The organism is Microbulbifer elongatus (assembly GCF_020524885.1).
In the GTDB taxonomy this organism is placed as follows: domain Bacteria; phylum Pseudomonadota; class Gammaproteobacteria; order Pseudomonadales; family Cellvibrionaceae; genus Microbulbifer; species Microbulbifer elongatus_A.
The window spans coordinates 510,471-527,513 of sequence record NZ_JAIVKJ010000003.1 but is presented as its reverse complement, the minus strand read 5'-3'; the positions used below and the strand labels follow the sequence as shown (position 1 = coordinate 527,513).

The 17,043-nt window shown below is 56.4% G+C and carries 10 protein-coding genes; 5 read left to right on the top strand and 5 right to left on the bottom strand.

The features are described from left to right. The first annotated feature begins 63 nt into the window (after positions 1-63). Both LC059_RS14275 and LC059_RS14270 read left to right on the top strand, forming a co-directional pair. Positions 64-759, top strand: coding sequence for a DUF6445 family protein (locus LC059_RS14275; protein WP_226704536.1), 696 nt, complete (start codon positions 64-66; stop codon positions 757-759). Between the two features lie 131 nt (positions 760-890). Next, positions 891-2,465 carry a hypothetical protein gene (locus LC059_RS14270; protein ID WP_226704535.1) on the top strand — a complete coding sequence of 525 codons (1,575 nt, stop codon included), beginning with the start codon at positions 891-893 and terminating at the stop codon, positions 2,463-2,465. Between the two features lie 12 nt (positions 2,466-2,477). Here LC059_RS14270 and LC059_RS14265 read toward each other — a convergent pair whose 3' ends face one another. Further along, a complete protein-coding gene (locus LC059_RS14265; protein WP_226704534.1) occupies positions 2,478-4,679 on the bottom strand; it encodes an OsmC domain/YcaO domain-containing protein in 2,202 nt (733 codons plus the stop codon). A gap of 228 nt (positions 4,680-4,907) precedes the next feature. On the opposite strand from LC059_RS14265, the gene LC059_RS14260 reads away from it, so the two are divergent. Further along, positions 4,908-7,091 (top strand): S9 family peptidase, encoded by a 2,184-nt coding sequence (locus tag LC059_RS14260; protein ID WP_226704533.1) that lies wholly within the window; start codon positions 4,908-4,910, stop codon positions 7,089-7,091. 211 nt (positions 7,092-7,302) lie between these two features. Beyond that, a complete protein-coding gene (locus tag LC059_RS14255) occupies positions 7,303-7,746 on the top strand; it encodes a hypothetical protein (RefSeq protein ID WP_226704532.1) in 444 nt (147 codons plus the stop codon). Positions 7,747-7,834: 88 nt separating this feature from the next. Here LC059_RS14255 and LC059_RS14250 read toward each other — a convergent pair whose 3' ends face one another. From LC059_RS14250 to LC059_RS14240, 3 genes are read right to left on the bottom strand one after another with little or no spacing between them, the layout of a single operon-like run. Further along, positions 7,835-8,884 carry a lipocalin-like domain-containing protein gene (locus LC059_RS14250; RefSeq protein ID WP_226704531.1) on the bottom strand — a complete coding sequence of 350 codons (1,050 nt, stop codon included), beginning with the start codon at positions 8,882-8,884 and terminating at the stop codon, positions 7,835-7,837. A gap of 16 nt (positions 8,885-8,900) precedes the next feature. After that, complete coding sequence (locus LC059_RS14245) at positions 8,901-11,264, bottom strand: FtsX-like permease family protein (RefSeq protein WP_226704530.1); 2,364 nt, start codon at positions 11,262-11,264, stop codon at positions 8,901-8,903. Then, positions 11,240-11,926: an ABC transporter ATP-binding protein gene (locus LC059_RS14240; RefSeq protein ID WP_226704529.1), complete on the bottom strand. Its 687-nt coding sequence runs from the start codon at positions 11,924-11,926 to the stop codon at positions 11,240-11,242. Before LC059_RS14240 ends, LC059_RS14245 begins: the two co-directional genes overlap by 25 nt. A 137-nt stretch (positions 11,927-12,063) precedes the next feature. On the opposite strand from LC059_RS14240, the gene LC059_RS14235 reads away from it, so the two are divergent. Further along, entirely contained in the window at positions 12,064-15,528 is a 3,465-nt protein-coding gene (locus LC059_RS14235; RefSeq protein WP_226704528.1) for a S8 family serine peptidase, read from the top strand. Positions 15,529-15,605: 77 nt separating this feature from the next. Here the strand turns inward: LC059_RS14235 and dbpA are convergent, their stop codons facing one another. Next, a complete protein-coding gene (gene dbpA / locus LC059_RS14230; RefSeq protein WP_226704527.1) occupies positions 15,606-17,009 on the bottom strand; it encodes an ATP-dependent RNA helicase DbpA in 1,404 nt (467 codons plus the stop codon). Between the last annotated feature and the right edge of the window lie 34 nt (positions 17,010-17,043).

The following is a 17,043-nucleotide window of genomic DNA, read 5'->3' as shown; positions in this document are numbered from 1 at the left end:
CACTGCCAAAATAAACGCCATCAGGCATAATAAAGGCCGTATTTTTGGCGGTAGCTAAGGCGAATGCAGGTAAATATTGAGTATGTGGGTGCCGAGCGCACCCCGGCAGTGATCATTGATGACCTGTTTCCAAGCCCTGAGGAATTACTCAGGGCAGCAGAGCAGAGTCAATGGATTCGGGAAAACCCGAATTACCCGGGCATCCGCGCACAGGTTCCCGCGGATTACCTGAACCGCACACTGCAGCTCGCTGCCGGACCACTGCGACAAGCCTTTTCACTGGATACAGGTAAGGGGCTCTCCAGCGACGTCATACACAATGCCTTCTGCTGCTTTTCCATGGTCACCAGACCACCCGAAACGCTGAAGCCAATCCAGTCCCTACCCCATTTCGACGCCGTAAGCGGCCGGCAATTGGCGATGCTGCACTACCTGTGCGATACGCCCTTTCGCGGTACGCGATTCTTCAGGCACATAGAGAGCGGATACGAGAACGTTCTACAAGACCGGGTTTCCACCTACCAGGAACAGGCCGGCAAACTGGTGAAAGCGGTGCAACCGGGTTATGCGAGTCAATGTACCCCGTGGTACGAGGCCATAGGCGAGGTAGTGGCAAAGTTTAATCGAGTCGCATTCTACCCCGCCAGCCTGCTCCATTCCGGCATCGTTGAAAGCGGCGAAACGCTTTCGGACAATGCCCGCGAAGGCAGATTGACGATTACCGGCTTCATCGATATCACCTCTAAGCTCAGCTGGTAAACGCAAGGCAAAAGTAAGCGCCAGAAAACATTAATCATACATTGCGCAAGTGACGCCTCAGAAAACGCAGCACCCGGCACCCGTCCTACACTTATTCCTACAGGATGTGTTTTTCGAACGAGCTTCGCAGTATGAAACTACCTTCGATGATGCAGTATGTAGCACTGAGCTGCGCACTGTTGGTTTCAACGTCCGCCAGCAGCAATGGGCTCCCCCGCTGGCAAACACCCTGGCTACTGCCTTTCGATATCAATCATCCCGCCTACCCTGCAGATCCGGACAACTACCAAACCCCGCCCGTAAGTCAGCAGGATACCTACGACTTTGCCTGGCAATCATTTATTGCGCTGAACTGGCCCTGGGAAGAGGGTGGACCCGGAGGAAAACCGGACGCGCAAGCAGTGCTCGCCGGTATCGCAAACACCACCGAGCCACACCCCATCGTCGTCTGGGAATCTTATATGGATCCCCAGACCGCGTTTACACCGCCCCAGTATTGGCCAGTGGACTGGGGAAATCCGGAGTTTACCGAGCTCGAACGCCAGCCATCACCGCCCTGCTATTCCAACAGTTACGTATATGGGCGCCCGTTTGCTCCAGGTATTAATCAGCCATACACAAATTCGAATGTGCCAACCGGCCCACTGGTGGATCAGAACAAAGAGTATGTTCGTGTTGAAGTCACGCTAAGCCAGCCGTATTTTCGGTATATCAAAGAGTTCAAATACTACGATGCCGATAATCAGGTGATTGCGGTAAACAATTTTATCGACCACGCCAACCAGCACGGTACCGCCCCGAAGCCCGCACAGGCGCCGTATGAAGACAGCAGCAAGTTCCAGCCTCTTCCCACCGGACTGGAATATTACTTACGCGACCTGCCGCACTATGCACGCCAGGGCATTACAGAAGTCAAAGCCGCATGGAAAGTTTTGAAAACAGAGGGGCCGGACGCTGATATTCCGGGACGCTACTTCCGGCGAATTCTTCAGTTCCCGCAACCTGACGGCAGCCTGAGTGCACCGACCCTGATGGGCCTGGTCGGCTTTCACATCCACCGGGTGACGCCCTTTGGACACTTGCCATCAACTTTTGAGCACGTGGACAATGTACGCCTGCAAAAGCGCTTTAACGACCCACTACCGCTCCCCGCCCACCCCGCGCTAAACCCCGGAAATGACGGCGGCTACACGTCGGGCGGTGCGCCCAGCTACCCCAACGGCTACGAAGTGGGTGGCAAGTCCGGCGAAGCCGGTCTCATTCCCGCCACGTTTAAACTCGGCGACGCACTGCCGCCAAAAACAGATATCGATTCGGTAAACGTTTCTCGAGTGACGCCAATACCCCTGGATGTGCAGCTCACCAACAGAAAGTACCAGTGGCTATTGCGGGATTCGGTCTGGTCTTACTACCAGTTGATCGGCACCCAGAACAAGAATCTGGTGGAGCCCAATCCTCATCTCGGGCCGGGCATCCCGGGCGCACAGCATTCGAGCGTACAGAACCTCGTCAATACCACGCTGGAAACCTACACACAAAAGGGGTTCAGCTGCGCCCGGTGTCACCTCAATGCCTTCCCGCACGGAGTCACATCCTATCCTCCATACGAGAAGCGGTTTGAACCTCTGCATGTCATGAGCTTTTTGTTACTCAATGCGAAATCTGGGCAGGAAGAAAACCCACAAATGGGATGTTCAATGCCCTGAGCAAGAGCCGTGTCAGGTGTTCCGGGCACACGCAGCCCGGGCCGCGTGCAGTTTCTTGTAGCTCTCGATCAACCGCAGATGCTTGTCCAGTCCCTCCAGCTGCATATTCGTCGGCGTCAGCCCGGCAAAACGCACGGAACCATCCACTGAGCCCACGACAGCATCCATCACTGCATCGCCATACATGCGGCGAAGGTTGAAAACAAAGTCTTCCAGTGCCAGGTCGTCGTCCAGTTCGATCTCCAGCACGGCCTGCACGGCGCGGTAGAAGAGCCCGCGCTCTACGGTGTTGTCGTTGTACTGCAGGAAGGCCTCCACCAGCTCCAACGCCTCGTCGTGGCGCTGTAGTGCGAGGTAAATCAAGATCTTCAATTCCAGCACCGTCAACTGCCCCCAAACCGTATTCTCATCGAACTCGACACCGATCAGGGTGATGATGGTTTCATAATTGTCGATCTGGCTTTCTTCAAGGCGCTCCACCAGGTCTTCCAGTTGCCCGTCCTCCAGACGGTGCAGGTTGAGAATATCCTCGCGGTAATCGAGCGCCTTGTTGGTGTTATCCCAGATCAGATCCTCGACCGGGTACACTTCGGAATACCCCGGCACCAGAATCCGGCAGGCCGGCGCGCCCAGTTCATCGTAGGTCGCCATGTAAGCCTCTTTACCCATCTCCTCGAGAATACGGAACAGGCGGTCGGTTTCGGTCTCGTTGGTATCGTGATGGTTTCCGGAGAAATCCCATTCGACAAATTCGTAGTCGGACTTCGCGCTGAAGAAACGCCAGGAGACTACGCCTGTAGAGTCGATGAAATGCTCGACAAAATTATTGGGCTCGGACACTTCCAGGCTGTTGAATGTGGGCGGCGGCACATCATTCAGGCCCTCGAAGCTGCGCCCCTGCATCAATTCCGTGAGGCTTCGCTCCAGCGCCACGTGGAAGCTTGGGTGTGCACCAAACGATGCGAAAACACCGCCATTGCGCGGATTCATCAGCGTCACGCACATAACCGGGAACTGGCCTCCGAGGGAAGCGTCTTTCACCAGAATCGGGAACCCCTGCTTCTCAAGCTCCTCGATTCCCTCAACAATATCCGGATACTTTGCCAGCACCTCTTTCGGCACATCCGGCAGTGCGATTTCCTGCTCAAGGATCTCTTTTTTAACTGCGCGCTCAAAGATTTCCGACAGGCATTGGACTTGGGCTTCCGGCAGCGTATTGCCCGCGCTCATGCCGTTGCTGAGAAACAGGTTCTCGATCAGGTTGGAAGGAAAGTACACCACCTCACCATCCGACTTGCGCACAAACGGCAGCGAGCAGATGCCGCGATCAGCGCGACCGGAATTGGTGTCGATCAGATTTGAGCCGCCCAACTCGCCCTCGGGGTTATAGATCGCCCGTGTGTGATCATCGAGAATCCCTGTCGGTAGCGAGTCATCCTCTTCCAGTTCAAACCACTTTTCATTGGGGTAATGCACGAACGGCGCGGTGGCGATCTCTTCACCAAAGTACTGATCGTTGTAGAAGAAATTGCAATTGAGGCGCTCGATGAATTCACCCAGCGCCGAACACAGGGCACTCTCTTTGGTCGCGCCCTTGCCATTGGTGAAGCACATGGGAGATGCCGCGTCGCGAATATGCAGCGACCACACGTGGGGCACGATGTTGCGCCAGGAAGAGATCTCAATCTTCATCCCCAGATCCGCGAGGATTTTGGTCATATTGGCAATGGTCTGCTCCAGCGGCAGATCCTTGCCTTCAATCATGGTACGGTGCTCCGCATCCGGCTCGACCATCAGAAGCGCCTGGGCGTCTTCCGCGAGATTCTCCACCGTCTCGATCTGGAAGTCCGGACCGGTCTGGATCACTTTCTTCACGGTGCAGCGGTCAATAGAACGCAGGATACCGGCGCGATCCTTTTCCGAAATATCCTCCGGCAGCTCCACCTGGATCTTGAAGATCTGGTTGTAACGGTCCTCTGGGTCAACGATGTTGTTCTGCGACAGGCGGATATTGTCCGTCGGTATATCCCGCGCCAGGCAATAGACCCGCACAAAATACGCGGCACACAACGCCGACGATGCCAAGAAGTAATCAAACGGACTCGGCGCCGAGCCATCGCCCTTGTAGCGGATCGGCTGGTCAGTAATGACCGTAAAGTCGTCAAACTTGGCTTCAAGTCGCAGGTTATCGAGGAAGTTGACGTTGATTTCCATGGAAACTACCGGATTAGGAGAATGTGTGGCGGCCTGCCATCTGGGTCAGGCGACGGCGCGGCATTATGCAGAATTTAGGGTAGCTCGTCTGCCGCTAACGCGATCATCTGTGCTCGCGGGCGTGTTTTCACGACACCGCCCTTCGTCGCACCGAATGTCCCTGTGGTGAAGATCTGTTATAGGATATCGCCAGTCGCGGTATAACGATAAACATCACCCGGAGCTGCCATGAAGCCTCATATTGCCTTCCTTGCTTTGACCATCTTTGCCACAGGCTGCGGCAAACCAGCCGACGAGAATAACCCCACCTCGCCAGACAGCAGCGCACTGGCGCCTAAAGTGGCCCCTCCCGTGGCCAAGAAAGTCCCGCACAAGATGGAAATACACGGCCACGAGCGCATCGACCCCTATTACTGGATGCGTGACGATTCCCGTAGCGACCCTGAAATGCTCGCGCACCTGGAGGCAGAGAACCACTATGTCGACCAGATCATGGCTCACACTAAGTCGCTGCAGGATGCCTTGTACGAAGAAATGGTCGGGCGGCTGGAGAAAGATAAAGCTTCGGTCCCGGTAAAAGTACGTGGCTACTGGTATTACACACGCTACGAGTCCGATGGTGAGTACCCGATTCATGCGCGTAAAAAAGGTAACCTTGAGGCAGCAGAAGAAGTCTTACTGGATGTCAATGCGCTCGCAGAAGACCACGCCTACTACAATGTGGCACGTACTGCGGTGTCACCGGACAACAAGCTACTCGCTTATCCCGAGGACAAAATTGGGCGCCGAATTTACAGTATTCGCTTCAAGGATCTGAGCACTGGAGAGCTGCTGCAGGACACACTGGAGAATGCCGAGGGCACTGTGGTCTGGGCGAATGATAACCAGACGGTGTTCTACATCAACAAGGACCCGCAAACCCTGCTCGGCTTTCAGGTGATGCGACACAAACTGGGCACTCCGCAAAGCGAGGACCAGATTGTCTACGAAGAAAAAGACAGTAGCTTTTACACCTTTATCTCCAAGTCACGTGATGATGCGATGATCTACATCCATCATTACTCGACGTTGGTGAAAGGTGTTTCCGTACTGAACGCCGATACGCCGAATGGTGAATTCCAGCCACTGCATGCACTCGAGCCCAAGCATGAGTATTTTGTGCAAAAACTCAACGATGAATATTTCATCCAGACAAACTGGCAGGCGGAGAACTTCCGCCTGATGAAGGCAAGTGCTGACGCGGTCAACGACAAATCCCAGTGGCAGGAAGTCATTCCACATCGGGAAGACGTATTGCTGGAAGACTTCGTGACATTCGATGACCGACTGGCGGTTGTCGAACGGGCCAATGGCCAGTCCGCGCTGCGGATCATCGGACTGGCAAACGAAGATGATTTCGAAGTCGGCTTCAACGACCCGGTCTACCAGCTGTCCCTCAGTAATAATCCAGACGTATCGTCCGGTGCCGTCCGAATTTCCTACTCCAGTCTGACCACGCCAAACACCATCTATGACGCGGACCTGCGCTCTGGCGATCTCAAATTGATGAAGCAGGACAAGGTCCTGGGGGATTTCGACCGCACCCGCTACAAGGCTGAGGGCATTCGTGTTACCGCCCGAGACGGCAAGCAAATCCCAGTGTCACTGGTTTACCGTCAAGACCTGTTCAAGAAGGACGGCTCCCATCCGCTCTTGCAATACGGCTATGGATCTTACGGCAATACCATCGACCCGGTGTTTATTCCCAGTGTCTTTTCACTTCTGGACAGGGGCTTCGTGTTCGCCATTGCCCACATTCGCGGTGGTCAGAAACTGGGGCGGGCCTGGTATGAAGACGGAAAGATGTTCAATAAGAAGAACACCTTTACTGACTTTATCGATGTAACTAAGGGACTGGTCAAGCACAACTACGCCGCGCCCGACAAGGTTTTCGCTTCCGGCGGCAGCGCGGGAGGCCTGTTGATGGGTGCCGTGATAAACATGGAACCGGATCTTTACCGCGGCATTACCGCCAAAGTTCCTTTCGTGGATGTGGTCACAACCATGCTGGATGAATCCATTCCGCTGACCGTGAACGAGTACGACGAGTGGGGTAATCCCAACAACAAGGATAGCTATGACTACATGCTTTCCTACTCTCCTTACGATCAGGTAAAAGCGCAGGACTACCCGAGTATTCTTGTGACCACCGGACTTCACGACTCGCAGGTACAGTATTTCGAGCCGATGAAATGGGTGGCAAAACTGCGCGAACTCAAAACCGACCAGAACCAACTTCTGTTCCACACCAATATGGAGGCGGGTCATGGAGGAGCCTCCGGTCGCTTCCGCCGGAATAAAGAGCGGGCCCTGGAATACGCCTTCTACCTCGATCTACTCGGCAAGGGGCATTTGGAAAATACCAATCAGTGAACGCACTGACTTGGCAGACAAACTCTTAAATTTGCGAAGAGACGTTGGCATCGGGCACCACCCGGATGCCAGCGGATGAGATACAGACTCCATAAATACGGGCGCAAAACCTGCGCCCTTTGACACTTTCTTCCAACTGTGACCTAGCGCAAAGCACCGCATACACGCCTATCTATACTCGCCCCTCGTCCTGATTCACTGAGAGGTACCCATGAAGAAGCTGTCTACAAAACTCAACAAGTTTGCCCTCGCCGTACTGGTCGCCGCATGCAGCGCGCCGACACTCGCCAAAAGTAACAACGGCGTGGGTCTCGGCCTTGCCTACGATCTGGGTGTCGGCGTAACCGCCCAGTTTCGCGGCACCTCGGTGTTCGTCAACAGCGATGCACTGGCCGTGGATATGCGAATTCAGAACTTCAGCAACGACCTGGGAACCATGCACGCATATATCGACGCGGGCGGCTTTTATGAAGATGGCGGCAACAACAGCGACAACGACAAGGCGGGTGTGCGCCTGCCGGTAGGCCTTACCTTCGGCATCGCCCCGAGTCTTCAGGCCTACATCCAGGCAGTGCCCAATTTTGCCTTCAGTGACAACGAGAACGAGGAAGGCTTTGGCGTAGATGGCGCCCTCGGTGTTCGCCTGCGCTTCTGAAGCGCAGGGCAAACCTTCCCCTGAAATGAATGGCGATAGCGGAACCCTCACTGTCGCCGTTTAAGTCAGGGTCTCCTTCCTGCTCATTTCAATCCCCGTACCCGGTCATCTCCAGGTACCCCTCTCCGGTGTGGCTCCCGCTCACCTCGACGGGGCCCTCCCAGTAGCGCAGCGCACCGGGGTTCCAGTAGTCCCCGGGCCAGGATCGGACCTGCACGTTTATGTCGGCCAATGGCACACTTAGCTGCCAGGTGGTTGGCACACTGCCAAATCGGCTGTTGCGAAATTCGAGTGGCGTCAGCGTGAATTCACGATCCGTGAGGGTACGTGCTTTGCCGGACTTGCCCACCACCGTTGCAGAATAAAAATCGTCAGCACCGCGCACGCGGAACAGCATCAGGTGACGACCATCATCCAGGTGCAGGGCCATCCAGTCCCAGCCCACCTGATCGGATTTCAGGTACTGGCTACTCCATTCCCGATCGAACCACCCCTGCCCGCTTACGGCGAATTTCTCACCTCCAACCTCTAGCTCACCATCGATTATTCGCAATGGATAGCTGAAATACATTGAGCCACCGCCGGCAGCGGATTTGGCGCTGAAGCCGCGATCGCCGTTCAGCACCGCAGGCTGTTGCGGCTGGATTTTCAGGCGATAACGAAAGTCCTCGCCTTCCACCGAGATTTCCCAGGTGCTGGCATCCAGGCTCCTCAGCTCCCAGTGATCGATCCAGGCCTTGAATGGCTGCTCCATGACCCCGGCCTGGCCCGTGCCACCGCGGGCAGCGCGGTCGGCAAAGTGGTGCTCGTCGGGGCGACTCAGGGCCGCATGGGCAAGCCAGATTTCATCGCGCTGCCATCCTGGCTCAACACTGGTAAACGGTCCCGGCCTGACACCATTGCGAAACAAGGTCCACTGGACGCCAAATCGTTTGCCATCGGCACTTTTCAGATTGGCGGTGAGGTACCACCACTCCAGTCGGTATTCGGGGTGCGCTCCCATATCCTCCGGCAAATTGACCCTCATACCCGGTGCCGCCTGACGAAAGCCCGCAGGAGGGTCGGTCAAGGCCCCAACAGAGGAATCCCGACCGACCTCTTCCGTACAGCCAGCGAGCATAGCGACAAGGAGGGCCAAAAGTATCCAGCCCGCCCTACTCATTCTTTAATGTCCCCAGTCGTACCGGGTTGCCCACCAGTAACGCCACAAGCGCACCGATCAGCAGACAGGCGGCCCATACCAGCAGCCAGAAGCCGGGATACAGGTGCAAGGGCAGCGCCCAACCAAACGCCACAGGGTTGACCCGTGCCACCAGCACCCAGCCCAGGAAAACGCCCAGCGGTATCGCCAGCAAGCCGAGCAAGCCGGTTACCAGCATGCTGTGGGCAATGAGACGCCGGCGCAGGTTGCGCCTCTGTACGCCGTACACGTGCAGCAAGGTATAACTGCCCTGGCGCATGCGGAATATCACCAGCCCCATCAGCGCCAGCGCCGTTCCCGCCAGCACCAGGGTGAGAGTGTTCAGCCTTCGGGTCATCTGAAAGGTTCGATCAAACGCCGCATTGGCCGCCTGCTTCAGTCCCGCCTGATCACGCAGGCGGCTTTCGGCCAGCCAGTGAAACTGTTCGGGCCATTCCCGCCAGCCAGACTCACCCAGGGAAGTAACGCCCAGTACAAACGCAGCGTAACTGCCGGGCAAGGCATCGGTGACCGCCGAGATTGGCAACATCATCTCTCCGTCTGGCCTGCCGTAATCTGCGTAGATGCCAACCACGCTGCGCGACTGCACCTGGCCGCCTACCTGGACCTTGACCGCATCACTGACATCGAGAGATCGCCTGCGCGCAAGCTGCTCGTTGATCAGCACCCCACCTGTTACGAGGGCTGACCAATGGTCGGGCACCGCCACCAGAAAAGGCCATTCCTGCAGCAATGGCGACGCCGGGTCCACGGCAAAAACATCCACGGGCACCCCGTCAAGCAACCCGCGACCACGCACCATGGGCAACACGCTGGTTACCCCCGGCAGGCGCTGTAAACGTTTCTCCCACTCTACGGCATCGACTTGCCGGCCGGGATCCAGATAGAGGTCACCTTGCAGGCGCTGGTCGAGCCAGCGGCCGAAGGTGGTTTCAAATCCCGTCACCATGGCATGCACACCAATCGCAGTGGCAATGGCAAACGCCAGTGCGGTGAGGGGTAACTGCAACAGGCTGCACAAGACCCGCATCTCAGAGAATGACCATTCCAGAAGCGGTTGCCGACAATACCGTTCGGCAAGGGCAAAAAGCCGGTTAAGCAATTCAGGGAGCAGCAGCCCTGCCCCGATCAGGCAGCCGAGCGCCGAAAGAAACACCAACCAGAGCTTGTCGGTTATCAGCAAAACGGCCAAAGACACCGCAACCAACACGGGGGCCGCAAGCCACCGCCAGGTTTTTACCTCTGCCCTTCCCTGCTTTTCCACGCGCAGCAGCAGTAAATCCGCACAGGCCCAGGCAACTACGACCGCTAATATGAGCACCATACCCAGCCAGGTTTCGAGTGTGGGGCCGGCCATGGTCAGGCTATCGACATTGAACATTCCCCGCAGCGTTCCCTCGAACCCTTCTGCCATTGCCGACGCCAGCTGCCCCCCGAGCCACATCCCCAAAGTGCCACCGACCAGCGCCACCAGTACTACCTCTGCAATCAGCGCAAGCCGCAAATGCGTATTCGGAACACCGAGGCGCAGGAGAATTTCGAGACTTCGACGGCGCTGCTCCAGCGCAAAGCGATAGACACTGCGCACCAGCAGTGCGGCAACCAGCAGCGCCAGGGCGCCGAGCGCGTCCAGGCTTAACAGAAAGGCATTCACCAGCGGGTCAGGCTCCACGCCGTAGTCCTGTATCTGGCTGCGGTAACCCACAGGAAGCGGCAGTCGGTCCAGTTCCGTCGCCGGTAAAAAAATTTGCAGCCGACTGCGGCCATCCGCTGACAGCTCGGCGGCTACGGATATATCGGCAAGCAACTCACCGCTGGATAATCCCTCTACTGCCTCCCACTGAATTGACGCGGAGTGCGGCAGAGACAATTGCTTCCAGCGCAGCAGGTCTTTCGCACTCCCCATTAACAGTGGTCGATCAAATTGGGTAACCAGCTTGCCCACGAGCGCAGCACTTTCGCCCTCTTGCTGCTGCTCGCGGTACTGCCGCAAACACCCAGCACTGAAAGGATCGATACCGATGATCGCCGGAGCAGCCGACTGGGAAAATGTCACCGTCATTCGCGGTGACGCACACAATCCCGCACGACGCAGTCGCACAAAATCCTGGATGTCGAGCGCGGCACCATCTTCCCGCACAATACTGAGTAACGGTTCAAGAGCCGCCTGTGAACGGGCCACGGCATTCTCTGCAGAACCAGTGAGCGAGCGAACCCCACTCCACAACATCGCAGCACACAGCAGAATCAGCACCAGCCCAGCCAACTGGCCGGGATGCCGCTGGTAATGACTCAGGAAGACATGGCCGAGTCCCATGGATGTAGGGCTCCTTCCCGCAGTTCAAGGACCCGGTCGCAGCGTTTGGCCAATTCCGGATTATGGGTAACGATCAATGCGCCTACGCCGCGCTCTCGAATAGCATCAAAGAAGAGCGGCGCCACCTTTTGTGCGGTGGCATAGTCGAGGCTTCCCGTGGGTTCATCGGCGAGTATTACCTGCGGCTGCATTACAAAAGCGCAGGTCAGCGCTGCGCGCTGCCGCTGGCCTCCGGAGAGTTGGTCAGGATAGCGATTGGCCGTATCGGCGATATCGAGCTGCGCAAGCAACGCCTCTCCATCGTGCTCATGCAATCCCGCAAGTCCGGCGCGGAACGCAACATTGCGCGCCACGGTGAGGGTCGGAATCAGGTTGCCATCCTGGAACAGCGTGGCAATACGCATGCGGCGCAATTCTGCCCAATCCTTTTCAGTCAGCTCAGAACTAGGCACACCAAAAACGTTCAGCGCACCGCCATCGGGTATTAGCAGACCATTGAGCAGGTTGAGCAATGTGCTTTTCCCGGAACCCGACGGCCCAACGATTGCGACCGCCTCACCGCTTTGCAGCGTGAAGGATAGTCCGCTCAGCACATTGATATGTTCGCGACCATTGTCGTAAGACTTGCGGAGCGCGCTCGCTGTTATCAGGGGTATACCCATATTCCTCAGCAGTTCATTGCAACTAGTCTGGTTCGCAGAGCGTAAAACGCCTACGACTTAGGGATGTAATACGAAGGTATCAGGGTAAAGAAGATTAGCAAGATTATAATGGCGCCGCCGATAGTGAGAGTATTCACGTGCCTCAAAAAGGGAAGCGAGATGGTAATACAGCAACTCTGAAGCACACCAATCCCAAGCAATTGTCATCTATAAGGGAGTATGACATGAGATTGCCGGCCGCGTTATGCCTTACCATAGTCCTTCTGAGTTCACCGTTTCACCAAACCACCGCTACCGAAGCGGAAACAGCGTCCAACCTTACCCTACCACTACCTACAACCAACGTTTCACAACTCGCCAGCAGACAATTACTGGTGAAGTTTCGCGAAGGTTCCACCTACAACCTATGGAACCAGCTATTACAGCCGTATACCTTTACATCGATGCAGACGCTGTATTCTCCAGCCAACTATTTGCAATCCTTTAGCCAGCAACTTGCACCGTGGCAACTCGTCACCTTTAACAATGCCACGAGCGCGGGCGAGAGTTTCGAAGCTCTCAGAAAATCACCAGAGGTGGAATACGTAGCACCCAACTGGAAATTCCAACTTCAAACACTGCCCAATGATCTCGCGCCCGAATTATGGGGGCTGCGCAACGACGGGAGCGAAAGCGGAACTGCTGGTGCCGACATCGATGCAGAGCTTGGCTGGTCAATTCGCACCGCCACGGATGATGTGGTCGTCGCAGTGATCGATAGCGGCATCGACTACACACACCCGGATCTCGCGGAAAACATGTGGGTCAACCCCGGAGAAATACCAGGCAACAACATCGACGACGATGGTAATGGCTTTATCGACGATGTACACGGCTATGATTTCGCCGATAAAGACGGCGACACGATGGATACCAATAGCCATGGCACCCATGTAGCCGGGATCATCGGTGCCGTCGGCGACAACAATACAGGAATTACCGGTGTTGCCTGGAACACAAAATTGATGGCCATCAAGGTGTTTGCCGATGAGTCTAATTTTGCTTACACGTCCGATATCGTTAAGGGCATACTTTACGCGGCCGACATGGGCGCGAGGGTTTCCAACAACTCTTATGGCGCCGTGTTTACCGATGCCGTAGCTGAGGGAATTTTTAATCGTCCAATAGCCGACGCGATTGGTTATGCCAACGAGGCAGGCATGCTATTTGTCGCGGCTGCCGGCAACGATCGCATCAACGCTGATACCTCGATGAACGTCACCTCCCCCGCAACCATCGACCATCCGAATGTGATTTCGGTGGCAGCCAGCACCCGCAGTGACAAACGCGCCTCCTTTTCCAACCATGGAGAAACCGGTGCGGATATCGCTGCTCCCGGTTCGGATATCCTTTCCACAATACCCGGTGGCGGCTATGACAGTTATAGCGGCACCTCCATGGCCTCTCCATTTGTTGCCGGTGCCGCAGCGTTGGTCGCTGCCGAACACCCCGACATCACGGTTGAAGAGCTACGCGCGGTGCTGATCGAAAGCGCTGAACCGGTAACCGATCTCGCCGGAGTGACACTCAATGGCGGAAGACTCAACCTGTACCGGGCTTTGACCCATATACCATCCGGCGACTGCCCGAGCTTCTCGGCTACACCAATGAACCATTACCTGGCAGGGCGCGCGGGCTATTGTTCAGGAAGCTATGTGAATTTTTGTGCCCTTGGCAGTAACGAATTTATCGGCACCAACTACGTGACCCAGCAAATTGTGCTGTTCAATTCGGACCCCGGGTTTTACAGCACGGCGAACAATTGCCCGGCCTCCAACACCCCACCCACCATTACCAGCGAAACCTCACAGCAAGTTTACCTGCGCAAAGGTGAGACCACCCTGCTGCCGATGCTGTCAGCGAATGACCGCCAGGATGGCGACATCTCACAAACTCTGGCAGACAGTGGCGCCCCAAGCACACAGCAAGCCGGCCATTATCTGCGTCATTTTTCAGTCACCGATAGCGGCAATATGAGTGCCGTATCATGGGTGCAAAAAATCACCGTGCTTGAGAGCGATGAACCACCGCGGCTCGCACTGCTCGGCCCCGCGTGTAACTTTTGGTGGTGCGATGCATTTCTGCACCCCTTGGCTCAGCCCTGGCAAGATCCGGGATACGTAGGCTGGGATGTATTGGATGGGGACATTACCGACGATGTCACCTATACCCCCGTCGATGTGAACACACCCGGAATTCAGGGCATTTACTACCGTGTAGAGGATAGCGTGGGCAACCAATCACAAAGTGATGTATTTCGCCTGGTTGGGGTCGTAGGTCCTGAATTGCCCGTCATTGAATTTGAGGGCAGCCCCAATGGCAATTACCTGCACACCTCAACCTCCGCTGAGCGCCGCAGCATACGCACTTACCGCCGTGATGACTGGATCTTCAATCCAAGCGCTTACGTGCTGGATATGAAAGATGGTTTCCAGTACCTGCCGCAAGAGAACTTCACGCACAATGTGGATGCGTCTCAAGACGGTCAGTATCTTGTTACTGCAACCTTTACCGATAGCGACGGCAATACCGTAACCGGCGTACAGCAGGTCGAAATTGTAACGGACACGCTAGCACCTACACTGACCCTCACAGGACCAACTGCGCTCCAGATCGAGATTGGCGACAACTTCATCGAAACAGGATATCAAGTGGAAGATGACCTGGATCACCACCCCTGGGTAAGACGCGGCGCGGACCCGGACACCTATACAGAAGGCTCCTATGTAAAAACCTACCAGGCATTCGATGGCAGCAACAACGCCAGCCCCATTCTGTCGCGCAACATTGAGGTCGTTCGAAGTCACTGGAATCACCCACCCAGCAGACGTACGAGTGGCTGGAGTCGGATAGAGCCAAACATTGCGCAGATCAACGCGAAGTTCTTTGACATTGATGACGACATTGCGACGATCGAGGTCGAATATAACGGGAGCAACACACTAGAGCCCGATGGCCCCATCGCATTCGACCCCGAGAGCCATACCTTCGCTGCCACGTTCACGCTAACCGGCGCTCCGGGAGAATACACTTTCTTCGCACGGGCCCGGGATGCGAACGGCAATGAAGCGACCTCCAGGCCCTTTAGCGTCTTCCTGCTTCCGGCATCCGAGCCTCCGATGATCGACACACTCGAACTTGCGGTTTCAGGCTATGAAGTGCTGGTCTCCGGCAATATCAGCGATAGTGACGGTGACGCGGCAGAAATCCGGGTTGATTCTGAACTGAACTTCACTTGCACGGGCATTGAGACGTTTGAGTGTGTAGCAAGCGCACCAGGTGCGGGCACCTACGAAATAAAGGTTCAGGCATTGGATGAGGCCGGCAATGCCAGTGCGCTCAGGATTCTTGAAGCGCAGGTAAGCGCAGCATGTGAAACAGCGACGAACACGGCACATATCAGCGCGGGCCGCGCAGTGGAATGTGGAACCTTGTTCAGCGCAACAGCCTGTGCCGTGGGGTCGGGTGACGCGCTTGGGTCAAGCTCACTGTGGTTCCCTGCATCCAGCACCCTGCTGGAAACAGGTCCTGGCTACTGGGAAAAAGTGAGCATTTGTCCATAGACAGCTATTTTGTTGCTTTCAAATTAAGCGGTGGCCCACCCAGGGCCACCGCTTAATGTTTAATGGTCAACCTCTACTCACACACCCACTATCCGCGCACGAAATTTCCTGCCCTTGATCTTGCCATCGGCAAGCTTCTTCAGGGCTTTCTTGGCAACCGGGCGTTCCACCGCAACAAAGGTGGAGAAATCGAACAGCTGGATCTTGCCGATCTGTTTGCCATCGATACCGCCGTCACCGGTTAACGCTCCCACCACGTCGCCGGCGCGAACTTTCTGCTTCTTGCCGCCATCAATCTGAAGGGTGGACATTACCGGCCTTGTGGGTGTGAACGCTCGCGGCAGCTCCGGCACGTCCTGGAGGGTGATTTCCTGCTGCATGAGTTCTTCCAGCCGCTCGAGCTTGTAGATCTCTTTCTTGCTCACCATCGACAGTGCCACGCCCTTCTGCCCTGCCCGCCCGGTACGACCAACACGGTGTACATGTACTTCCGGGTCACGGGAGAGATGGTAGTTCACCACCACCGGCAGCTCTTCGATATCCAGCCCGCGTGCGGCCACATCGGTCGCCACCAGAATCGAGGCACTGCCGTTGGCAAATAGCGCCAGGGTGCGATCCCGGTCCTTTTGCTCCATATCGCCATGAAGAGCAAGCGCGGCAAAGCCGGACTGCTTCAGGGCCTGCGCCGCCTCCTCGGTTTCTTTCTTGGTATTGCAGAACACCAGCGCCGAAGTTGGGTCTAAGTTGGCGAGCAGCTGATACAGCGCGCCGGGACGCGCCTCATTGTTTTCTACCCGGTAGTAATTCTGCTCGATGGTACTCTTGGTGTGTGCAGCAGCCACTTCGACCTTCACCGGGTCGCGCAGCACACGCGCAGCGAGGGCGTCGATGGTCTTGGGGTAAGTAGCGGAGAACAGCAGGGTCTGGCGATCCTTCGGCAGCTCGGCCAGGATCTGGTCCAGTACCGCCTGGAAGCCCATATCCAGCATACGATCGGCTTCATCCAGCACCAGTGTATCGACATGGCTCAGGTCGAGGTTGCCTTTGCGCAGGTGGTCTTCGATACGCCCGGGTGTCCCAACCACGATGTGGGCACCATGCTTGAGCGATCCGATCTGCGGCCCAAACGGCATGCCGCCGCACAGGGTCAGGATCTTGATATTGTGGACGGCCCGCGCCAGCTTGCGCAGCTCCCGCGCCACCTGATCCGCCAGCTCACGGGTGGGACACAGCACCAGCGACTGCACCCGGAAACGCTCTACCCTAAGCTTATGCAACAGGCCCAAACCAAACGCCACCGTCTTGCCGGAGCCGGTCTTGGCCTGGCCGATGACATCCCTGCCCTCCACAATCGCCGGCAGCGCAGCAGCCTGGATCTCTGTCAGGCGGGAATAGCCGAGGTCCTCCAGGTTCTTCAAGAGGGCCTTTTGCAGTGGCAGGGACTGGAAATCGCGGGGGTGAATGGTATCAGCGGTGGTCACAACAGAGACTCGGTTAGGGAAATAGCCGCTTATT

Coding starts and splice junctions, on each gene's coding strand:
- LC059_RS14275 (WP_226704536.1), top strand. CDS start 64: ATGCAGGTAAATATTGAGTATGTGGGTGCCGAGCGCACCCCGGCAGTG.
- LC059_RS14270 (WP_226704535.1), top strand. CDS start 891: ATGAAACTACCTTCGATGATGCAGTATGTAGCACTGAGCTGCGCACTG.
- LC059_RS14265 (WP_226704534.1), bottom strand. CDS start 4,679: ATGGAAATCAACGTCAACTTCCTCGATAACCTGCGACTTGAAGCCAAG.
- LC059_RS14260 (WP_226704533.1), top strand. CDS start 4,908: ATGAAGCCTCATATTGCCTTCCTTGCTTTGACCATCTTTGCCACAGGC.
- LC059_RS14255 (WP_226704532.1), top strand. CDS start 7,303: ATGAAGAAGCTGTCTACAAAACTCAACAAGTTTGCCCTCGCCGTACTG.
- LC059_RS14245 (WP_226704530.1), bottom strand. CDS start 11,264: ATGGGACTCGGCCATGTCTTCCTGAGTCATTACCAGCGGCATCCCGGC.
- LC059_RS14240 (WP_226704529.1), bottom strand. CDS start 11,926: ATGGGTATACCCCTGATAACAGCGAGCGCGCTCCGCAAGTCTTACGAC.